Source organism: Flavobacterium sangjuense, from assembly GCF_004797125.1.
GTDB classification, from domain to species: Bacteria; Bacteroidota; Bacteroidia; order Flavobacteriales; family Flavobacteriaceae; genus Flavobacterium; species Flavobacterium sangjuense.
The window spans coordinates 815,321-838,281 of sequence record NZ_CP038810.1; the positions used below are offsets into that span (position 1 = coordinate 815,321).

At 38.0% G+C, this 22,961-nt stretch carries 17 protein-coding genes; 9 read left to right on the forward strand and 8 right to left on the reverse strand.

The window, feature by feature from the left end:
- The 7 genes from GS03_RS03635 to GS03_RS03665 form a co-directional block, all read right to left on the reverse strand.
- Positions 1-939: a hypothetical protein gene (locus GS03_RS03635; RefSeq protein ID WP_136151211.1), complete on the reverse strand. Its 939-nt coding sequence runs from the start codon at positions 937-939 to the stop codon at positions 1-3.
- Positions 940-1,047: 108 nt separating this feature from the next.
- The gene (locus tag GS03_RS03640) at positions 1,048-2,718 is read right to left on the reverse strand and encodes a sodium/sugar symporter (protein WP_136151212.1); all 1,671 of its coding nucleotides are present in this window, start codon (positions 2,716-2,718) and stop codon (positions 1,048-1,050) included.
- Between the two features lies 1 nt (position 2,719).
- Positions 2,720-3,772, reverse strand: a complete 1,053-nt coding sequence (locus GS03_RS03645; RefSeq protein ID WP_136151213.1) for a UDP-glucose--hexose-1-phosphate uridylyltransferase — start codon at positions 3,770-3,772, stop codon at positions 2,720-2,722.
- Positions 3,756-4,943 carry a galactokinase gene (gene galK, locus GS03_RS03650; RefSeq protein WP_136151214.1) on the reverse strand — a complete coding sequence of 396 codons (1,188 nt, stop codon included), beginning with the start codon at positions 4,941-4,943 and terminating at the stop codon, positions 3,756-3,758. Before galK ends, GS03_RS03645 begins: the two co-directional genes overlap by 17 nt.
- Complete coding sequence (gene galA / locus GS03_RS03655; RefSeq protein ID WP_136151215.1) at positions 4,940-7,369, reverse strand: beta-galactosidase GalA; 2,430 nt, start codon at positions 7,367-7,369, stop codon at positions 4,940-4,942. Before galA ends, galK begins: the two co-directional genes overlap by 4 nt.
- A 4-nt stretch (positions 7,370-7,373) precedes the next feature.
- The gene (locus GS03_RS03660) at positions 7,374-8,372 is read right to left on the reverse strand and encodes a glycoside hydrolase family 53 protein (protein ID WP_136151216.1); all 999 of its coding nucleotides are present in this window, start codon (positions 8,370-8,372) and stop codon (positions 7,374-7,376) included.
- A gap of 2 nt (positions 8,373-8,374) precedes the next feature.
- Positions 8,375-9,421, reverse strand: coding sequence for an aldose epimerase family protein (locus tag GS03_RS03665; RefSeq protein ID WP_136151217.1), 1,047 nt, complete (start codon positions 9,419-9,421; stop codon positions 8,375-8,377).
- A 99-nt stretch (positions 9,422-9,520) separates the two neighbouring features.
- On the opposite strand from GS03_RS03665, the gene GS03_RS03670 reads away from it, so the two are divergent.
- Positions 9,521-10,519, forward strand: coding sequence for a GntR family transcriptional regulator (locus tag GS03_RS03670; RefSeq protein WP_136151218.1), 999 nt, complete (start codon positions 9,521-9,523; stop codon positions 10,517-10,519).
- A 51-nt stretch (positions 10,520-10,570) separates the two neighbouring features.
- On the opposite strand, the gene GS03_RS03675 is transcribed toward GS03_RS03670, so the two are convergent.
- Entirely contained in the window at positions 10,571-12,589 is a 2,019-nt protein-coding gene (locus GS03_RS03675) for a M13 family metallopeptidase (RefSeq protein WP_136151219.1), read from the reverse strand.
- 213 nt (positions 12,590-12,802) lie between these two features.
- Here GS03_RS03675 and deoC point away from each other — a divergent pair, with 213 nt between their 5' ends.
- From deoC to GS03_RS03715, 8 genes are all read left to right on the forward strand, one after another.
- Complete coding sequence (deoC, locus tag GS03_RS03680; protein WP_136151220.1) at positions 12,803-13,705, forward strand: deoxyribose-phosphate aldolase; 903 nt, start codon at positions 12,803-12,805, stop codon at positions 13,703-13,705.
- Positions 13,706-13,710: 5 nt separating this feature from the next.
- Positions 13,711-15,177 carry an aldehyde dehydrogenase family protein gene (locus GS03_RS03685; protein WP_136151221.1) on the forward strand — a complete coding sequence of 489 codons (1,467 nt, stop codon included), beginning with the start codon at positions 13,711-13,713 and terminating at the stop codon, positions 15,175-15,177.
- Positions 15,178-15,188: 11 nt separating this feature from the next.
- The gene (locus GS03_RS03690; protein ID WP_136151222.1) at positions 15,189-16,070 is read left to right on the forward strand and encodes an aldehyde dehydrogenase family protein; all 882 of its coding nucleotides are present in this window, start codon (positions 15,189-15,191) and stop codon (positions 16,068-16,070) included.
- Between the two features lie 269 nt (positions 16,071-16,339).
- Entirely contained in the window at positions 16,340-17,797 is a 1,458-nt protein-coding gene (locus tag GS03_RS03695) for a CoA-acylating methylmalonate-semialdehyde dehydrogenase (RefSeq protein WP_136151223.1), read from the forward strand.
- 16 nt (positions 17,798-17,813) lie between these two features.
- Positions 17,814-19,166: an aminotransferase class III-fold pyridoxal phosphate-dependent enzyme gene (locus GS03_RS03700; protein ID WP_136151224.1), complete on the forward strand. Its 1,353-nt coding sequence runs from the start codon at positions 17,814-17,816 to the stop codon at positions 19,164-19,166.
- A gap of 20 nt (positions 19,167-19,186) precedes the next feature.
- On the forward strand, positions 19,187-20,629 hold the full coding sequence (locus tag GS03_RS03705; protein WP_136151225.1) for an NCS1 family nucleobase:cation symporter-1: 1,443 nt from the start codon (positions 19,187-19,189) through the stop codon (positions 20,627-20,629).
- Between the two features lie 49 nt (positions 20,630-20,678).
- Positions 20,679-22,061, forward strand: coding sequence for a dihydropyrimidinase (hydA, locus tag GS03_RS03710; protein WP_136151226.1), 1,383 nt, complete (start codon positions 20,679-20,681; stop codon positions 22,059-22,061).
- A 4-nt stretch (positions 22,062-22,065) separates the two neighbouring features.
- The gene (locus GS03_RS03715) at positions 22,066-22,932 is read left to right on the forward strand and encodes a nitrilase-related carbon-nitrogen hydrolase (RefSeq protein ID WP_210726619.1); all 867 of its coding nucleotides are present in this window, start codon (positions 22,066-22,068) and stop codon (positions 22,930-22,932) included.
- Positions 22,933-22,961: the final 29 nt, after the last annotated feature.

Here is a 22,961-nt window from a genome sequence, read left to right on the forward strand (position 1 = left end):
TTATTTTTTCTGAATCGCTTTCTGCAATTCTTTCAAATCGCTTGATTTAAAGTTCGAAGGCGAACCAGAATACTCGGTATAAATAATTTCACCCGTTTTAGAATTGGTTACGGTAACGAACTTCCCGTCCTTGGTTTTGATGAACAGCAAGTAATAGAACGGTGTCGGATTGCTCAGAATTTTATCATTAAGTTCCTCCAAAGAAAGCAGTTTGTATGTCAGATTGTAGCCTTCAAAGATTTCTTTAGTTTCAAATTTTTTGCTTTCGTCATCTGCATTTTTCGAAAACTTAGTCATTACATAATCGGGAATGAACAGCGTTTCTGATGCTAGTTTTTTTAGTTCGTCTTTGTTGTAAAAGACTGTTTTGGCTTCGCGAATTTCACCTTTATTAAGCAGGATTGTCATTTGCTGAATATAATTAGCAACAATGCCGGCACTCCAATTTTCAAGATGTCCGCTGGCATCATAGTCCATTTTGTAAAGACTGCTTGGATAGTTTTGTGCTGTGAAATCGGCGAAAAGTTCTATAGTGGCGAGTGAGATTTTATCGGCTTGGTTGAAATGCTTTCTCTTTTTTGGGTCGTAAGTATAATTCCCGTTGGTCGTCCAAAGTTCTAAATAAATGTGTGATTCCGTGTTCTCCATAGTGCTGTTCGAACTGGTCATATTCGCAGTAATGGTAACAAAGCTATTATTAGGAGCAATGTTTTTTTCTACCTCTGTATATTTTATGCATTCTACTTTTGAAAGTGTCCAGTTTTTTTTGATAGCCTCAACATAGGCTGCTGCTTTTGGTGATGCCGGATTACTCATAGCGAAGAACGTAGTGCCGTTTTTTATTTTAGCTATTTCACTAACATTTGTAATGGCGATTTGACCGAAGCTAATTGCCGGAAGTATTAGTATGAAATGTAAAAAAGAAGTTTTTAGTTTCATTTTTTTGGAAGTTATCGTTAACTATTCCAAACTTACTAAAAAAACCAATCTCGTTTTTGAACAAGACTGGTTTTTATTTATAATTTGAACGAGTACAAATGTTTATTTCTACCAGAAAACAGTATACAATGCAGCTAAAATAGCCGTAATAATCAACATTCCTACTGTGAAACCAGGCGACATTTTGAACATCGTTTTATCTACTTCTAAGCCGTTAGGTTGAACGCCTTTTTTGTTTTCATAGATACTGATGAAATACATGCCAATTACGCAAATCAGGAATACAAATCCCATACGGTCAATAAACGGAATTTCATAAAGACCATCAGCATTAGGAACAGCAAATCCCATCGGATTCAGGAATGACAAGTCTACAAAGGCAGGCATGAATTTGAAAATAATTGAAAATAAGAAACCGCCAATAGTTGCAAACAAAGCAGCGTTGGAAGTTGTTTTTTTCCAGAAGAATCCAAGGATAAACATCGCAAAAACCCCAGGACTAACAAAACCTGTATATTCCTGTATGTATTGGAATCCGCCCTTTTTATCAATGCCTAAAAATGGCGCTACAATCACTGCAATAATCATAGCAGTTATGATAGTTGTTTTCCCGATTTTAACCAATTTCTTTTCATCTGCTTCGACATTCAGTTTGGTTTTATAAATATCCAAAGTAAAAATAGTTGCGATACTATTGGCCTTTCCTGCTAACGAAGCCACTATCGCCGCAGTCAACGCAGCAAATGATAATCCTTTTAATCCAACAGGTAATAAGTTCAATAAGATTGGATAAGCTCGGTCAGGATTTACGCTTCCGTCCTGCAACATCTCCGTTTGAAAATGACCATTTTGATATAAAACAAAAGCTGCAATTCCGGGAAGGACCACAATAACAGGCATTAATAATTTCAAGAAAGCTGCGAATAAGATTCCGCCTCGCGCCGTTTTTAAATCAGCGCCCAAAGCTCTTTGTGTGATGTATTGGTTGCAACCCCAATAATTCAAGTTGATAATTAACATACCACCAATCAAAACAGACAATCCGGGCAAGTCCATATAATTCGGATTCGATTTATCAAAAATCATATGAAAATGGTCATTGGCATGTGTGGTCATCAGGTTAAATCCATTGATAACTCCGTTTGAACCAAATTCGGTTGCCACTAAATTCAGAGCTAAATAAGTCGTTACCAATCCACCTAAAATCAAAAAGAAAACCTGAATCACATCCGTATAACCAATTACTTTCATTCCGCCAAGCGTAATCATCACTGCGAAAAAAGCCAAGAATATCATGCAAAAAGTAATATTCAAACCTGAAATACTGCTTATCGCCAAAGCGCCCAAATATAAAATCGAAGTCAGATTCACCAGGACATAAAGCAAGAGCCAAAATACCGCCATAATCATTGCCACATTGCTGTTGTAACGTTTGTTGAGGTATTGTGGCATCGTAAAGATTTTGTTTTTCAGATAAACCGGCATGAAGAAAACCGCAACAATAACAAGTGTTGCTGCTGCCATCCATTCATAAGTGGCAATTGCCAATCCCATTTTGAAACCGCTGCCACTCATTCCGATAAATTGTTCGGCACTAATGTTACTAGCAATTAATGACGCGCCAATCGCCCACCAGGTCAGCGAACCTTCGGCTAAGAAATAGTCATTACTGCTGGTTTGTGCTTTCTTTTTTCGGTTGTAAATCCAAAATCCGTATCCTACGATAATGACGAAATACAAGAAGAAAACAATATAATCCTGGGTGGCTAAGGTTTGCATATTAATAGGTTTTGGTTTTATAATGTTGGTTTGGTAAGCCTCTTAAAATTTTGGCACTTTGCTCGGGCGAAATATCGCGTTGTGCTTCACCCAGCATTTCGTAACCTACCATGAATTTTTTCACAGTAGCGCTTCGCAATAATGGTGGATAAAAGTGCATGTGAAAATGCCATTCGGGATGCGAAACCCTGTCGGTTGGTGCTTGATGAATTCCCGCTGAATACGGAAAAGAAGTTTCAAAAAGGTTGTCGTATTTCACCGTAATTCCTTTGATTATTTCGGCAAATGCTAAAGTTTCGGCTGCCGTCATCGCGATGATATTCCCAAAATGCCTTTTGCTGATAATCATCGTTTCGTAAGGCCAGGTTGCCCAAAACGGAACTACGACAGCAAAATGATTGTTTTCTAAAACGATGCGTTCTTCCTTTTTTAATTCGGCTTCCAAATAGTCTTTCAGTAAGCTCGAATTGTTTTTTTCGAAATAGGCGCGAAGGCTTTTTTGTGTTTTTTCCACCTGCGTTGGCAAAGAGGATTGTGCCCAAATTTGTCCATGCGGATGCGGATTGCTGCAACCCATTACGCTGCCTTTGTTTTCAAAAATCTGAACGTAATTGATATAGTCATGACTTCCCAATTCGATGTATTGTTCGGCCCATGTTTGCACCACTTTTTCAATATCGGCAACTTCCATTTCAGGCAAAGTGAGATTGTGTTTTGGCGAAAAGCAAACTACTTTGTTGATGCCTCTTTCGGGTTTTAACTGGAATAAAGTATTGTTTTTATTTTCATAATTAACTTCATCTTTTAGTAAAGCTGAAAAGTCATTTTCAAATACATAACAATCAGTATAATCAGGATTTTTTACGCCATTCGCACGCACATTCCCGGCGCATAAATAACAAGTTTCATCGTGTTCAGGGCGATTGTCTTCGTGTACTTTTTCGTTTTGCCCTTGCCACGGACGTTTATTGCGATGTGGCGAAACCAATATCCATTCGTCAAGCAAAGGATTGTAGCGGCGGTGCGGATGTTCGTTGTTATTGAATGGTTGCATGATTGTCTTTGTAAAGCGTTGTGCCTTTTGAAATTTTTACTTTATATGCTTTTAGTTCGATACCAAAAGTGTCTGCATAGCGTTCAGAAATAGTTTTGATTAGTGCTTCTTCAGTTCCTTTTTCAACCAAATTTATAGAACATCCGCCAAAACCACCGCCCATCATTCGGGAACCTAAAACGGTTTTTTCATGTTGCACGGCATCAACTAAAAAATCAATTTCTTCACAACTCACTTCATATTCTTTGGACAAACCTTCATGTGTTTCCGACATCAGTTTACCTAATGTTGCAAAATCCGAATCAGTCAAAGCTTTCGCAGCATCACTCACACGTTGGATTTCTTTCACTACAAAATGACAGCGTTTGAAAATGGTTCTTCCTAATTGTTCATTTAGTTCCAAAACCATTTCTTCAGTGCAATCTCTAAATGTTTTTACAGTTGGGAAGTTCTTTTTTATGATAGCTAATCCTTTTTCGACTTCCTTTCTTCTTACATTATAACCCGAAGTCAAATGTGTGTGTTTTACATTGCTGTCCAATAAAAGTAACGAATATTTTTTGAAGTCGGCATTGTAATATTCATATTCCAAAGTGTTGCAATCGAGTTTGATGACTTTATTTTTTTTGCCAAAAACCGAAGCAAACTGATCCATAATACCACAATTCACGCCCACAAAAGTATGTTCCGATTTTTGTCCGACAAGTGCGATTTGTTCTTTGGTTAAACCCAAATCAAACAAAGTATTCATGGCATAACCAATGCCACATTCAAGAGCTGCTGAAGAAGAAAGTCCGGCGCCCATCGGAATCGTACTACTGAAAACAATATTAAAACCTTGTGCCAATCCGTGCGCGTTTTTTAACTGACTTAACACGCCCAAAATATAATTCACCCACATTTTATCGACAGGCTTCAGTTCATCTTTCAGGTCAAACTTATAAGCTTCGTTTAAGTCTTTGGCAATAAGAGCGCACTCACTGTTTTCGTTTTTTGAAATCGCAAAACAAATGTATTTGTTGATGGCAGCCGGCATTACAAAACCGTCGTTGTAGTCAACATGCTCGCCAATAATATTGATTCTTCCCGGAGAAAGAAAAATGTATTCGGGCTTGTTGTGAAACAACTTTTCAAAATGCCCGGAAGTATGCTGAATTAATTTCTTCTTCATTTGATTTGTATTGTTGTTGAAGCGGAAACTAATCCGTTTGCTTTTGCTTCTAATTTTATAATGCCTGGTGTCTTTCCGGCTTGGATGATAACCTGGCATTTTCCGCTGAAAGCACTACGTTGCCACATGCCATCCCCACATTTATCTGCTTCATGCGAACTTGGATCGCCATTGCCCACGCCAATGATTTTGGCATCGCCTGAAATAGAAAAGTAAATCTTGTTGTTCGCGTCAGGAATTTCTTTTCCGTTTGCGTCTTGGAAAGAAACATTGATTACCGTTCCGTCTTTACCATCGGCAAGCATCACAGTTTTGTCTGGGGAAACAATAACTTTTGACGCCTGACCTGTGGTTTCTACTTTAGTAGTTAATTTTTTTCCTTTTTTGTATGCAATGGCTTCCAATGTTCCTGGCTCGTAAGTAACCTGCCATTGCAAATGAGAGTTTCTAGGCATTACTTTTTTACCAAGGCTTTTTCCGTTTAAAAATAACTCCACATCATCTGCATTGGTATTTACCCAAACATCGATAGGCTTTCCAATTTTATCCGGCCAGTTCCAATGCGGAGAAATGTGAAGAATATCTTCGTTTGTCCACCAACTTTTATAATAGTAATAAATGTTTTTCGGGAAACCGCAAACATCTAAGATGCCAAAATGCGAATTGATATTTGGCCATTTATAAGGCGTTGGTTCACCGCGATAATCAAAACCTGTCCATACAAAACCGCCTAACCAATACTTGTTTTCGGCAGCCAGTTTCCACCAATCTTCGGCTTTGCTTGCCCACCAAGGTGCAGTAATATCCTGGTCGGGAACGTAAGCACGGATACTGTCTTTTTCATAAATTCCTCTTGTCGTTACGGTGCTTCCCATTTCGGTTCCAAGCAAAGGTTGATTTGGATGGTCACGATGATAATCGGCTACGGCAAATTGGCGGTAATTGAATCCACGAATCGGAATCACTTCGTTTACGCCTTTAAAATCATTGCCCATATCGGCAGCATACGTACTGGTTCGCGTAGGATCTAATTCCTTTTGAATAGCCAATAACGATTGTGCGATTCGTTTACCGTATTCATTTCCCTGAATGTTTTGTTCTTCGTTTCCAATCGACCATAAAAAAACGGAAGCATGATTTCGGTCACGACGAAGTAATCGTTGGAATTGGTCAATATATTCCGGACTACTATTCAATAATCGTTGTTCGTCTAAAACCAGCATTCCTAAACTGTCACAAGCATCTAAAAGCTCCGGAGTTGGAGCATTATGACTCGTTCTGTAGGCATTAGAACCCATTTCTTTTAATAATTTTATACGGTAATATTGCATAAAATCGGGCAACGCACTTCCGATTCCAGCGTGGTCTTGATGGTTGTTGGTGCCTTGAATTTTGATGTGTTTTCCGTTGAGGAAGAAACCTTCATTGGCATCAAACCGTACCGTTTTGATTCCGAAATTGACTTTCTTTTTATCGACAATCTGATTATTTTGCTTTATAACAGAAACAACTTTGTACAAATACGGATTTTCTAACGACCATAAAGTGGCATTATTCAGAGCAATTTTTTGTTTGACCGTAGTTTTTCCGTTGACTGATAATGTAAAATTTTGTTCCGATGTTTTGGCAATTTGTTTTCCGTTTCTATCAGTTACATAAGAATAAATTGTTCCTTTTGATGAAGTCAAGTTTTTGTTTTCGACTTCGGTTTCAATAGTTACGGAAGCATTTTTACCATTTACAGTTGAATGAACAAAAACACCATCTTCGGGAATATGAACATTGTTGCGAATGTTTAGCCAAACGTGACGATAAATTCCGGCACCTTCATAAAACCAACCTTCGCTTTGCGTTGCATCCACACGAACAACGATTACGTTTCCACTTTCAAAATTCATATAGTCAGTTATGTCGTATGATTTGCCAACATAACCACTAAAATTGGTGCCAACGTAAAAACCATTTACCCAAATAGCAGCATTTCTATAAACGCCATCAAATTGAATTTCGAAACGCTTTCCTTCGTCTTTTTTATCTATTGAAAAACGCTTTCGATACCAACCAATACTCGTTTCGGGATACAATCCGCCAACAGGTTTGTAACCATGACTATCCATTTCATGTGTTGCTGATTTTACAAAAGGAAGCTCAACAACCCAATCGTGAGGAACATCAACTTTTGTCCAGGTGGAATCAACAAATTTGGGACTAACAATCGTTGCTTCAAACACATTTGATTTGTGAAATAACAACTTATTTCCGTAATTGAAATCTTTTTCAGAATTGGCTGAATTCCCAAAATGGAACTTCCAGCCTTCATCTAAGTTTATTTTAGCTTCGCTCAGTTCGGCTTTGCCTCGGGTCTTTTGCGCATTTGTGATGGCAAAGAAAAAGAGTAGTAGTAGGAGTAGTGTTTTTTTTAGCATTGTTTTATTCTTTAAAAGCATCCAAAGCAGGAGAAGGTTTTCCGTCAGCCTGCCAAGCGCTTAAGTTGTAATGACTCCAGCTTCTTGCGCCTTGAGGTTCCCAATAGAATACACCAAGACCTTTGTTGTTTGGAACATTTTTCACAGCTTTAATGGCTGTCGCCAATAGTTGGTAAGTGTTTTCAACTTTATCGTCTTCGCCACCAATTTCAACTATCATCACTTCTTTACCATAACGTTTTACCATATCATTCAAATTGAATTCTAAATCGGCAATCACTTCGGTGTAATCTTTCTTAATCCAAAACGGATAATAGGATAAACCGATTACATCATAACGCACTTTTTGTCTGGTAGCATTATCAAAAAAAGTTCTGAATTTGGCATTGTTATTTCCTTCATCAACATGCACAATGACCTTGATGTTTTTGTCTACTGCTTTCACCGCATCATAGCCTTTATTTAATAATTGTCCGAGTTGATCCCAATGATTTGTGCTGCCATCAGGCCAAAGCATTCCGCCCGGAATTTCATTCCCAATTTGCACCCATTCCGGAGTTACGCCGGCAACTTTCAGCGCATTGATTACATCAAAAGTATGATTGTAAACATCGTTTAATAATTCCGGGAATGAATGGTTGCTCCATGCTTTTGGCTTGAATTGTTTTGCCGGATCAGCCCAGGAATCAGAATAATGAAAGTCAATCATAATACGGAAACCCATTTTTTGCGCACGCAATGCCATTATGATGGTTTCTTCTTTACTGCAATGCCCGCTGGCTTTATCATTATTTGGATTTACCCAAACACGCAATCGAATGGAGTTCATCCCTCGGTCTTTTAGCAATTGCAGGCAATCTTTTTCTTTGCCATCGGTATCATAAAATTTATAACCTGTGGCTTCCATTTGAGGCAGCCAACCAACATCGGCGCCTTTTGCAAAAGGTTTATTTTGGCTAAAGCCAATTGTCGAAACAAGTAATGCTAAAAGAATTTTTCTCATGATTATAAATTTTCAAATTTAAATGTTGTGTTATGATTGTATTGTGCTCCTTTTTTCAAAATTGAACTTGGAAAATGAGCGTGATTTGGAGCGTCCGGAAAGTTTTGAGTTTCGAAACAAATGCCGCTTTTTGGATGATAATTGGCATTTTCTTTTCCTTTTATTTTATCGAAACAGTTTCCGCCAACATAAATGTGAACTGCAGGCTGATTGGTTGTAACCGATAGTTGCAGTTTGTTTATTTCACTGATAAGTGTGGCTGCATTTTTATCCTCCAATACAAAAGTGTTGTCGATGGAAGTTGGACAAATTTTGGCTTCAGCAAAATCAAAAGGGTGATTTTTTAAAGAAATAAATTTTCCTGTCGGAATGAGCTCATCATTCGTTTCCAGTATTTTTTCTGAATTAATTATAAGTTTTTGATTTGAAACAGCATTCGAATGTCCGTCTAAATTAAAATAACTGTGCTGTGTTAAATTGACAATCGTGTCTTCCGATGTTGTGGCGGTAAAACTTACTTTGAGTTCGTTTGCTGAAGTCAAAGTATAAGTCACCTGAACGGTCAATTCTCCCGGAAAATTCTCTTCATTATTTTTACTAGTATATTCTAAAGTAATAGATGGGTTTTCTTCTGATGAAGTTGCTATAACTTTCCAAAGCTTTCTGCTAAATCCTAAAATTCCGCCATGCAGATTGTGTTCGCCATGATTTTTGTTTAGAAAGTTACGCTCTCCATTTAATGAAAACTCGGCATTGTTTATTCGTCCCGCAAACCGTCCAACGGTTGTTCCAAAATAAGGAGGACTTGGTAAATAATATGAATTGATATAATCTTCCAAAGTATCAAAACCCAAAACAACATCGATTTTTTCGCCATTAACAACTGGAATTTTTAAGGATGTTATCGTTGCGCCATAAGTCATTATGCTTACTTCAGTTCCTTTCGAATTGGTTATCGCATAGCAAAAAACTTCTTTGCCGTCGGGTGTAAAACCGAATAATTTCGCATTTATCGAAGAAGTAATTTGTGAAATATTATTTTTTATCATGGGATTTTTATAAATCTGGCAATAAAAGTATAAAACATTCGTGTTTAACCATACCAGTACCTACCAGTTTTTTTGTATCTTACCACCAGTTTTTATGTTATGAAATTAATTACGATAGAAAACCAATCGGGAACACCCAAATACAAACAAATCGTTTGGTCGATAGAAGTTGCTATTGCTGAAAACAGATTAAAGAAAGGCGACAAATTACCATCGGTAAACAAAGTCAGTTTGGAGTTTTCGATTTCGAGAGACACCGTTTTATTGGCTTATGATGAACTTAAAAAACGAGGGATTGTTTTCGCCATTTTGGGCAAAGGTTATTATATAAAAAGTGTGGAGTTTAGCTTTGAACAAAGAATTTTTTTATTGTTTGATGAACTGAATTCTTTTAAAGAAGACATCTATAATTCCTTTATGCAAGAGATAAATAATGTGGCTCAAATTGATATTTTCTTTCATCATTTTAATATTGAAATGTTAAAAAAACTGGTGTATGAGAGCAATGGGAATTATTCAAAATACATCATAATGCCAACCAACTTGTCAGGCGCAGCTTCCATAATTAAGACATTGCCGAAACAAGATGTTTACATTTTGGACCAAACCAACAATGATTTAAATGACTTTCCATCGGTTCATCAAAGTTTTTCAAAAGACATTTATGCTGGCTTAGAGAAAGGTAAATCACTTTTGTCAAAATACAAAAAACTGATATTGATTTTCCCGGGAAATAAAGAGCCTTTAGGAATGGTTGACGGATTTGATAAATTCTGTAGCGATAACTTATTTGAAAAAGAAATCATAACCGGTTTCGAAGAAAATACAATTCATAAAGGCGATGTTTTTATTATTCCGACAGACCGGCATTTGGTAAACGTAATTGAGCAGGCAAAAAGACAGGATTTGACAATTGGTAAAGATTTCGGAATTATATCTTATAACGATACACCATTAAAAAAGGTTGTTGAGAATGGTATAACAACCATATCAACTGACTTCAAAGTAATGGGAAAAACACTGGCTTCAATGGTGCTAAATTCAAGGAAAGAGCAAATTGAAAACCCTTCTGATTTAATAATCAGAAACTCGCTTTAAATAAAAAAGCCCAACATAACTCTGTCAGGCTTTAATTTATTTTTTAAAAGATTACCAAATCTTAACTCGTTTTTCAGGAGCAAGATATAATGAATCTGTTGGTTTAATATCGAACGCTTCATAGAATTCAGGTACGTTTCTAACAACACCATTAATTCTGAATTTAGCTGGTGAATGTGGGTCGCTGGCAATCTGACTTCTCAAAGCCTCATCACGTGTTTTTTCTCCCCAAACTTGTCCCCAGCCTAAGAAAACACGCTGCATGCCGGTGAAGCCATCCATAACCGGAGCTTCTTTTCCGCCAAGACTTGCTTTGTAAGCTTTTATAGCAATGCTTAATCCGCCAAGGTCACCAATATTTTCTCCTAAAGTAAATGCTCCATTCACATTCAAATCTGGGAAAGCTTTGAAGCCGTTATACTGAGTTTCCAGAGCAGCAGTTTTTGCTTTGAATGCTTTTAAATCGGCATCAGTCCACCAGTTTTTCATGACACCGTCACCATCATAAGCACTTCCCTGGTCGTCAAATCCGTGACCAATTTCGTGACCAATTACAGCGCCAATTCCACCATAATTTACGGCATCGTCAGCATTTAAATCAAAGAAAGGTGGTTGCAAAATAGCGGCCGGGAAAACAATCTCGTTAAGCGATGGATTGTAGTAGGCATTTACGGTTTGTGGTGTCATGCCCCATTCGGTTCTGTCAACAGGTTTTCCTAATTTGTTTATATTTCTTTGGTATTCGAATTCGTTAGCTCTCAATGAATTTCCATACAAGTCGTTTTTGGCAATTTTCAAAGTAGAGTAATCTCTCCAGTTATCAGGATAACCAATTTTAATCATGAATTTATCAACCTTTGCTAATGCTTGTTTTTTGGTTTCAGCACCCATCCAATCTAATTTTTTGATGCTTTCAGCATACGCTTTCAATAGGTTTTTAACCAAAGTTACCATACGCTCTTTAGCTTCAGGAGAGAAGTGTTTCTTAACATAGACCTTTCCTACCATTTCTCCCATGGCACCATTAACAGCATTAACGCCACGTTTCCAATCTTCCTGTTGCTTCTCTGTCCCGTTTAGTGTTTTGCTGTAAAACTCAAAGTTTTGATTGTCTAATGCAGAGTTCAGTCTGCCAGCATTTCTGCTAATTAAACCCCATTTAAGATACATTTTCCATGTATCTAGAGGCGTGTTTTTAATAATATTGTTTAGACTTTTGGTGTAGTCAATTTGCGAAATTATAATTGTTTTTTCTTTATCCATACCAGCTGTTTTAAGCATGGCAGTCCAATCAAAATCAGGCATTAAAGTTTTTAAATCAGCCGTATTGTATTTATTGTAAAGTTTTACAACATCGCGGGTATCTTCTTTTTTCATGTGACTTGAAGCGATAGTGGTTTCAAGAGCCATGATTTTAGCAGCGCTTTCAGCAGCATTATCAACACCACCTAATTGTAGCATTTTTTCAACATGGGCAACATATTTTTTTCGAATATCAGCCATCTTTGAATCGGTTGATGTATAGTATTCCCTTTCAGGAAGACCAAGTCCTGTCTGCCATGTGGTTAGTGCATATTCATTAGGATTTTTTGAATCTTGATTAACAAATATGGCAAACGGAATCGTAACGCCTATTCTGTTTGCTTTGCCAAAATAACTTGCCAAATCGGAATAATTAGCAATGCCATCGATAACTTTTAATTCGGGTTGAATAGGTGTTACTCCTTTAGCATCTCTGTCTTTTCGATTCATAAAAGAAGCAAAGTAATCGCCAATTTTTTGCTCGTCACTACCATCAGCGTTATTGCCTTTTGCAGCATCTTCAATAATTGCTCTTACATCTACTAGTGATTGATCATAAAGCATATCAAACGCACCATAAGATGCTTTATCAGCCGGAATTTTAGTGTTTTTATACCAAGTTCCGTTTACGTAATCGGCAAAATTATCGCCAGGTTTTACTTTGGCATCCATGTTTTTTTTATTGATACCCGAAGTGAGTTCTTCTTTTTTAGCGCAGGAAGCTACCAGAACAACCGCAGCAAGAAGTGATAGTTTTAAGTTTTTCATTGATTGGTTTGTTGATTAATCCGCTAAAGATAATAAATTATAAATAGTGAATATTAGTTAAATAAATATTAGACTTCAGCGTTTGATAATTTGTTACACGAAAAGGAATAAATTATCAATAATGAGTTTTAGTCGTTAAGATATTTATATCTTTGTTTGTTCGTGTTGATTTGAAATCAATAATCTACACGGATTTTTAATTAAAATTAGTAAATGAAACAGATAGATTTTTCAAATTCCCCTCGCATTGATCAAGTTGGGATTGAGGATAGAATTGCCAGAATTACTGCCCGAAGTATCAAAAAAGAATCAAAAATGCAAGGCCTGCTTATGGCTCTAAACATGATTGATTTAACTACTTTAGAAGGTGCTGATACCGATGAAAAAGTAAAACAACTTTGCTTTAAAGCACATCATTTACACGATGAATTGCCAGGACTGCCAACTACTGCGGCAGTTTGTGTGTATCCAAATTTTGTCAAACTTGCGGTTAATGAACTTAAAGGAACTGGCGTAAAAGTAGCTTCGGTTGCTACAGCTTTTCCTAGCGGACAATCAAGCGCTGAAATCAAATTATTAGATACCAAAATCGCTGTTGACGGTGGTGCTGATGAAGTGGATATGGTAATCAGCCGTGGAAAATTCCACAGCGGTGAATACAATTTTGTTTTCGATGAAATAGCAATGATAAAAGAAGCCTGCGGGAAAAATGTGCGATTGAAAGTTATCTTAGAAACAGGCGAAATCGGAACATTAGATAAAGTGCGTCAGGCAAGCGATATCGCGATGTATGCAGGAGCAGATTTTATCAAAACGTCAACCGGAAAAATAAAACCAGCGGCGACTTTACCAGTAACTTTAGTGATGCTTGAAGCCATCCGTGATTATTATTACAAAACGGGAATTATGATTGGGATGAAACCTGCAGGTGGAATTTCAAACTCAAAATTAGCACTCCAATATTTATTAATGGTAAAAGAAACGCTAGGCGGAAAATGGTTAACCAACGAGTATTTCCGTTTTGGAGCCAGTAGTTTAGCCAACGATGTTTTGCTGCAAATCGTAAAACAAAAATCAGGCATTTACCAATCAAATGATTATTTTTCTAAAGTTTAATTCGAATGAAAAAAACACATAAAATAGATTTTAGTTCCGACTGGAATTTAGCACCAGCACCGGAAAGCACAACGCATTTCAAATTAAAGGATACTTACGATTTGTTTATCAATGGCAAATTTGTAGCGCCTAAATCAGGGAAATATTTTGACACTATAAATCCGGCAAACGAGAAAGTTTTAGCCAAAGTTGCTGAAGCCAATGAAGCCGATATTGATTTAGCTGTAAAAGCAGCGCGAAAAGCATACGATACCATTTGGTCAAAATTATCCGGAAAAGAACGCGGAAAATACATTTACCGAATTGCCAGAATCATACAGGAACGCGCTCGTGAATTTGCAGTGGTAGAAACCTTAAATGGTGGAAAAGCTATCCGCGAATCTCGTGATGTGGATGTTCCTTTGGCAGCAGCACATTTCTTTTATTATGCCGGATGGGCTGATAAATTGGAGTATGCTTTCCCAAACAGAAAGCCAAAAGCACTTGGTGTTGCAGGACAGATTATTCCATGGAATTTCCCATTATTGATGGGTGCCTGGAAAATTGCTCCGGCTTTAGCTGCTGGAAATACGGTCGTTATCAAATCTTCTGAAACGACACCTTTGACTTTATATTTACTAGCCGAAGTGATTCAGGAAGCAGGTTTGCCTGCCGGAGTTGTGAATATCGTTTCGGGTGCTGGACTTACAGGTTCTCATATAGTAAATCATCCTGATGTAAATAAAATTGCCTTTACAGGTTCGACTGCTGTTGGTAAAATTATCATGAAAGCCATTGCAGGAACACCTAAAAAATCAACGATGGAATTGGGTGGAAAAGCAGCCAACATCATTTTTGAAGATGCCGCTTTAGACCAAGCTGTGGAAGGAATCGTAAACGGAATCTTCTTCAACCAAGGACACGTTTGTTGTGCGGGTTCTCGTTTGTATGTTCAGGAATCAGTGTTTGATGTTGTCGTTCAAAAACTGAAAGACAGAATGAATTCATTAAACGTTGGCGATCCATTAGATAAAAATACAGACATTGGAGCCATCAATTCCAAAAAACAATTAGATACCATCAGTAAATATATTGAAATCGGGAAAAGTGAAGGTGCCGAAATGTACCAACCAACTTGCGACTTACCATCAAAAGGATTTTGGTGCAGACCAACAATTTTCACGAAAGTGAGCCAGTCGAATAGAATTTCGCAGGAAGAAATCTTCGGGCCGGTTTTAGCAATTCAAACGTTTAGAACGGTTGATGAAGTTATCGAAAAAGCAAACAATACACCTTACGGATTATCTGCGGGTGTTTGGACAGATAAAGGTTCCAAAATCTTCAACATGACATCACAGTTGCGTGCCGGAGTGGTTTGGGCGAATACCTTTAACAAGTTTGATCCGGCGTCTCCTTTTGGAGGTTATAAAGAAAGCGGTTTCGGTAGAGAAGGCGGTTTACACGGATTGGAACCTTATTTAAAATTTGAATAAAAACTAACATCATGTCAAGAATAGAAGTTTTGAAAACCTATAAAATATATATCGGCGGAAGTTTTCCAAGAACCGAATCGGGGCGTTATTATCCGCTTATCGTTAACAAAAAAACGGTGGCTAACATGTGTTTATCATCTGTAAAAGATTTCAGAAATGCGGTAGTCGCAGCTCGAAATGCTCAGGGCGGATGGTCGCACAAAACAGCTTACAACCGCAATCAGATTTTGTATCGAATTGCAGAAGTTCTGGAAGGAAGAAAAGCGCAGTTTGTAGAAGAATTAGAATTGCAGGGAATCAGTAAAGCCAAAGCGCAGCAAGAAGTTGATTTGAGTATCGACCGACTGATTTATTATGCCGGTTGGTGTGATAAATACACGCAATTATTCAGCACAGTAAATCCGGTTTCGGGAAGTTTCTTTAACTTTTCAGCGCCGGAACCAACCGGAGTTGTAGCAGTATTTGCGCCGCAACAAAGTAGCTTACTTGGATTGGTAACTCAAATTGCCTCTATCATTGCCGGTGGAAATACCTGCGTAGTATTAGCATCTGAACAATTAGCTTTATGTGCGGTTACTTTTGCCGAAGTGTTAGCAACTTCAGATGTTCCTGGTGGTGTGGTTAATATCCTTACGGGAAATCAAACCGAATTACTAACGCAGTTTGCCGCTCACAAAGACGTGAATGCGATTTTGTATTGCGGAAAAGATGCTGATATGATTGCCAAAATTCAGGATTTAGCTATCGAGAATTTAAAGCGTGTAGTGCTTCGTGAAGACGGTGATTATTTTGATGACAAACACGAATCTCCTTACTTGATTTTTGACTTCCAGGAAACCAAAACAACCTGGCATCCAATTGAAGTTATTGCCGGAGCCGGATCCGGTTATTAGAATAAAATCTTTAGAAATAAATAGTAAAACCCGAGAAGAAATTCTCGGGTTTTTTGTTGGGTTTTTATATTGATTCAACCTTTCAAAATAAAGATATATCAACTATTTAACAAGCAAATTATGAATTTACAAGTAGGCAAATTATTAAAAATGAAAATAAATAAGGTCTTTTAACAAAAAAATGAAATAAATATTTTTTTTATTACAATTAATTAAGCAAATTAGATGTTCCGAATTTTTTAAAATAACTAAAAACAATACCAATTTCAATGAAATACAAAGCAATTCAGAATTACATCGGAGGCAAATTTGTCGATGCTTCTACCACAAAAACAATGGATGTAATTTCACCTTTAGACGGGAATTATTTATCAACCGTTCCAATGTCAAACTCAAAAGATTTAGACGATGCTGTCAAAGCAGCACAAGCAGCATTTCCTGCTTGGAGCAAAACACCAATAAAAGAAAGAGTTCAGGTATTTTTTAGATACAAAACCTTGTTAGAGAAAAACCTAAAAGAACTAGCTGAACTTTGCAGCGAAGAAAACGGAAAAACCTATGGCGAATCCGTAGCCGAAATAGAAAAATGTATCGAGCTTACCGAGTTCGCAACATCTTTACCACAATTAATTACAGGTGAATTATTAGAAGTAAGCAAAGGAGTTGAATGTAGAACTGAACACGTTCCGTTGGGCGTTGTAGCTTCTATCGTACCTTTTAACTTTCCATCGATGGTTCCAAACTGGACGATTCCAAATGCAATCGCTCTTGGGAATTGTATGATTATAAAGCCTTCTGAAAAAGTGCCGTTGAGCTGCGGAAGATTAGCTGAACTTTTAAAAGAAGCAGGTTTACCAGATGGTGTTTTTAACGTAGTTCATGGCGATGTAGATATTGTAAATGCCATTTGTGATCATCCAAAAATTGAAGCAGTTTCATTTGTTGGTTCTACCAAAGTGGCGAAGATTGTTTACCAACGCGCGACATCTAATTACAAAAGATGTTTATCTCTTGGTGGTGCCAAAAATCACTTGATGGTTTTACCGGATGCAATTCCGGAAATGACGGCTCAAAATGTGGCAGCTTCGATGTCTGGTTGCGCTGGTCAGCGTTGTATGGCAGCTTCAGCCATGATTGGCGTTGGAAACGTTGATGCGATTGTTTCTAAAATTTGTGATGAAGCACGCAAAATAGTTCCGGGACAAAATCTAGGAGCAGTTATCAATAAAGAATCGCAGGACAGAATCGAAAGTTATATCAGTCAGGCTGAAAAAGACGGGGCTAAAATCTTAGTCGATGGTAGAAATTTCAAAGTTGCCGGAAAAGAAAAAGGAACTTATGTTGGTCCAACCGTAATCGACTTTGTAACGCCGGAAATGAGTGTTGCCACAGAAGAAATCTTCGGACCTGTAATTTCAATCATCAGAACCAAAACTGTCGATGAAGCTTTAGCTATCGAAAACAAAAACCCATACGGAAATGCGGCGAGTGTATTCACCCAAAACGGTGGAATGGCACGTTACATCATCGATAAGGCAAGCGCCGGAATGATTGGTGTGAACGTTGGGGTTCCGGTTCCGAGAGAACCTTTCAGCTTTGGAGGTTGGAACGAAAGTAAATTCGGAGTTGGCGATATCACCGGAAAAAGCTCAATTGAGTTTTGGACAAAATTGAAAAAAAGCACCATAAAATGGAATGCCGAAGCAGGCGTAAACTGGATGAGTTAATAAAACACATATAGAAATGATTACGAAAGAACAAGAAATGACGAAAGAACAAATCATAAACGACAGCAAAAAGTATAGTTTATTTTCATGGTCAGCACAAGCTCCCGTAAACCCTATTGCAATAGAAAGAGCCGAAGGCGTGTATTTATACGATTATGATGGCAACAGAATAATAGATTTTTCTTCTGGCTTGATGTCGGTAAATATTGGTCATGGTGACCAACGTGTGACAGATGCAGTGGTGGAACAAATGCAAAAAGTGAGTTATGTAACACCAAGTTGTACCACCGAAGTTAGAGCTAAATTATCCAAAAAATTAGCTGAAATCTGTCCGGGCGATTTGAACAAAGCGTTCTATACGTTATGCGGAACTTCGTCTATCGATAATGCTATTAAACTGGCAAGATTGTATACCGGAAGACACAAAATCATCGGAAGATACAGAGCTTTTCACGGAGGTTCAATCGGCGGAATGACCGCTGGTGGAGATCCAAGAAAACTGGCTAACGATTCCCAACAAATGCCAAATGCGGTTCATTTAGATGATCCCTATTATTTCTTCGGAATGAAAGATTTGGATGAAACTACAAAGTTGAATTTAAGTCTGGAATATGTCGAAAGAGTAATTCATCTCGAAGGTAAAACCAATATAGCGGCTTTTATTTTTGAAGGTGAAAGTGGTTCTTCAGGCTGTCTTCATTATCCAAAAGGATACTTAAAAGGTGTAAAAGCGCTTTGTGAAAAATACGGAATCTTGTTCGTTGCCGATGAGGTAATGAGCGGTTTTGGTCGTACCGGAAAATGGTTCGGATTCGAAAATCATGACATCGTTCCCGATATGGTTTGCATGGCGAAAGGATTGACTTCTTCTTATCTGCCTTTAGGATGCCTAATGGTTTCAGATAGAATTGCCGAAAAATTTGAAAATACTCCAATGATGATTGGCTTGACCTATAACGGACATCCGGTAGCTTTGGCTGCGGCTTTGGCAGTAATCAACATCTACGAAAGTGATAAACTGATTGAAAATACCCGAGCAATGAGCGCTTATCTTGAATCAAGAATTGAAGAAATGCGAAGCCAGCATCCAAGCATGGGAGCTTTCAGAAACACTGGACTTTTAGGTTGTCTTGATGTTTTGAAAAATAAAGCTACAGGCGAATTAATGGCACCTTATAACGCTGCCGCAGATGATATGAAAGTATCAAATCAAATCGCTGCTAAGATTCGACAATTAGGAATGTACACGTTCGTACGTTGGGGTTATATTTTTATCGCACCGCCATTGTGTGTTACCAAAGACCAAATCGATGAAGGTTTAGCAATTATTAGTGAAGCCTTAAAAATTTCAGACGAAGCATTAGTCTAATCACCAACTTTTAAAAACCAATGAATACAAATTCCTCTTTGTATAGCGAAGACTTGGCTCCAATTTCGGCTGAAAAGCGAACTTGGACGACATGGAATTATGCAGCTTTATGGATAAGCATGAGTCTTTGTATTCCAACGTATATGCTGTCAAGTTCTTTGATAGAAGGCGGAATGAATTGGTGGCAGGCAATCCTAACGATATTTCTAGGAAACACGGTTGTTTTGATTCCGATGATCTTAAATGGTCATGCCGGAGCCAAATATGGAATCCCGTTTCCGGTTTTTGCGAGAGCGAGTTTCGGAACGGCTGGTGCCAATATTCCGGCATTGCTTCGTGCAATTGTAGCCTGTGGTTGGTTCGGAATTCAAACGTGGATTGGCGGTTTTGCGATTTTTCAAATGGTGCGTTTATGGATTCCGTCAATAGAAACCTTACCACAAGTTTTTCCGGATTCCTGGGGATTACAAACCGGACCGGCAATTTGTTTCATTTTGTTCTGGTTGTTAAATATGTATGTGGTTTATCTTGGTGTAGACAGCATTCGAAAATTATTGGTTTTCAAAGCGATTTTTTTACCTGTTGCTGCTTTGGCTCTTTTGTTTTGGGCGTTAAGCGCAGCTAATGGTTTAGGACCAATATTGAACACACCTTCAAAATTTACAAACACTACCGATTTCTTTCATTTCTTCTTTCCAGCCTTGACTGGAATGGTAGGTTTTTGGGCAACATTGTCGTTAAATATTCCTGACTTTACACGTTATGCGACTTCACAAAAAGCACAAATCAAAGGACAAATTTATGGTTTGCCAACATCGATGACCTTGTTTGCTTTTGTAGGCGTTGTAGTTACATCAGCAACGACAATCGTATTCGGAACAATGATTTGGGATCCTGTAGTTTTAGCTGGAAAATTTGACAGTAAATTATTGGTAAGCATCGCGATGATTGCGGTTGCTATTTCTACATTGGCGACAAATATTGCCGCAAATATTGTAAGCCCGGCGAATGATTTTGCCAATTTATCGCCGTCAAAAATTGATTTCAGAAAAGGCGGTTATATCACAGGAATTATCGGGATATTGATTTTTCCATGGAAGTTAATCGCTGACCCAACAGGCTATATTTTCACTTGGCTAGTTGGCTATTCAAGTTTACTCGGACCAGTGGGTGGAATCATGATTGTCGATTATTATTTCATCCGAAAACAAACATTGGAAGTTGAAGATTTATACAACACTAAAGGAATTTATGCATTTTCAAACGGATTTAATTTCAAAGCGATTATCGCTTTATTGATTGGAATTGCACCTAACGTTCCCGGATTTTTTACAACTATAAAAGTATTTCCCACAGACATGTTTCCAAATTGGATAATCGGATTATACAGTTATGCCTGGTTTGTTGGCTTTGCCTTAAGTGGTTTTGTTTATTGGTTATTAATGAAAAAGAAAGCAACTTAGCTTTAGTGCCTCAGCGCCCTAGAACCTAAGTACCTAATAAAAATAGATTATGAGTATTTTAATTAAAAACGGAAGAATTATTACCGCTGCCGATGATTATGTAGCGGACATTTTTATAGAAGGAGAATCGATTTCAAGAATTGGCAAAAACCTGGATGTTCAGGCCGATACCGTTATCGATGCTTCCGGAAAGTTAGTTATGCCCGGCGGAATCGATCCTCACGTGCATTTGGATATGCCATTTATGGGAACGTATTCCAGCGACAATTATGAAACCGGAACGCGTGCCGCACTATTTGGCGGAACAACAACAGTTATTGATTTTATCCTGCAAACACAAGGTAAAAGCCTTGGATCAGCTTTGAAGGATTGGAAAGGAAGAAGCGATAATAATGCTGTGGGCGATTATAGTTTCCACATGGCGGTGACCGACTTCAATGAAGAAACCAAAAAGGAAATTCAGCATTTTATAGAAGTAGAAGGAATCACTTCTTTCAAAACATTTATGGCCTACAAAGGTGCTCTGATGATTGACGACCGTCAAATGATTGGTCTTCAGGAAGAAGTCAAAAAGCATGGTGGTTTAATTAATGTACACGCTACAAATGGTGATATGATTGATTACCTAATCCAAAAACATAAAGAAGAAGGGAAATTGTCTCCATTATATCATTACTTATCTCAACCCGAAGTTACTGAGGCGGAAGCCAGCGAACGTTTTGTAGATATGATAAATTACACTGGTTGCCCAGGTTACATTGTACACTTAACTTGTGAAGGAGCGCTGAATGCTGTGCGTAATGCCACAAGAAGAAATCAAAATGTTTTTGTAGAAACCTGTATCCAGTATTTGCTTTTGGATGCGAGTCTGTATGAGAAGAATTTTGAAGGTGCCAAATGGGTAATGTCGCCACCATTGCGTGAGAAAAAAGATCAGGAAACGCTTTGGGCAGGATTAAATCAGGGAATGGTGCAGGTTGTAGCAACTGATCATTGTCCGTTTATGTGGGAACAAAAACTAATGGGTAAGGACGATTTTTCTAAAATCCCAAATGGTCATCCGGCAATCGAAAACCGTATGGAATTACTTTTCAGCGAAGGCGTAAACAAAGGCAGAATTACTTTGAATAAATATGTGGAAGTTGCTTCAACGAATGCGGCAAAAATCTTTGGAATGTTCCCTAAAAAAGGAACAATTGCTGTTGGTAGCGATGCCGATATTGTATTATTTGATGCGAATGAAAAACATACACTTTCGGCAAAAACACATCATATGAATGTTGATTACAGCGGTTATGAAGGCTGGGAATTGACAGGAAAAGTAAAAACCGTTTTGCTTCGTGGTCAGATTGCAATTGACAACAACGAATGTAAAGTGCAAAAAGGCTACGGCCAATTTGTAAAACGAAATAAAGTACAAGGAAAAATATAATCCTATGGCAAGAATAGTAAAATCAGGCTTGATTCAATTGAGTTTAGCCAAAACAGAAGGCGAAGGAACGATTCCCGAGATCATGGAAGCGATGCTGCAAAAGCACATTCCGTACATTGAAGAAGCCGGAAGACAAGGCGTTCAGATTTTGTGTTTTCAGGAAATCTTCAACACACCTTATTTCTGTCCGGGACAAGACAGCGCCTGGTATGCGTCGGCAGAATCAGTGCCCGGACCTACAACGGAAAGAATGCAGGTTTACGCCAAAAAATACGACATGGTAATCATAGTTCCGGTCTATGAAAAAGATCAAGCCGGAGTTTTATACAACACCGCTGCAGTCATCGATGCTGATGGAACGTATCTCGGTAAATATCGAAAAAATCACATTCCGCAAACAGGTGGTTTCTGGGAAAAATATTTCTTCAAACCCGGGAATTTAGGGTATCCCGTTTTTCAAACTAAGTATGCTAAAGTTGGCGTTTACATTTGCTACGACAGGCATTTCCCTGATGGCGCAAGATGCCTTGGTTTAAACGGTGCCGAAATCGTTTACAATCCATCAGCCACAACCGTTGGGCAATCCCAAAATTTATGGAAACTCGAGCAACCGGCACATGCCGTGGCCAATGGCTATTTCATGGGTTGCATCAACCGTGTCGGAATTGAAAAGCCATGGAATCTCGGACGCTTTTACGGAACGTCATATTTCGTAAATCCACTTGGCGAAATATTTGCCTGCGCTTCCGAAGATAAAGATGAACTATTGGTAGCCGAATTCGATTTGGATTTAATCGAACAAATCAGAGGCAAATGGCAATTCTATCGAGACAGAAGACCAGAAACCTATGGAGAAATTACTGCACCTTAAAATTTTTAAAGACTTAAAACCAACCAAAA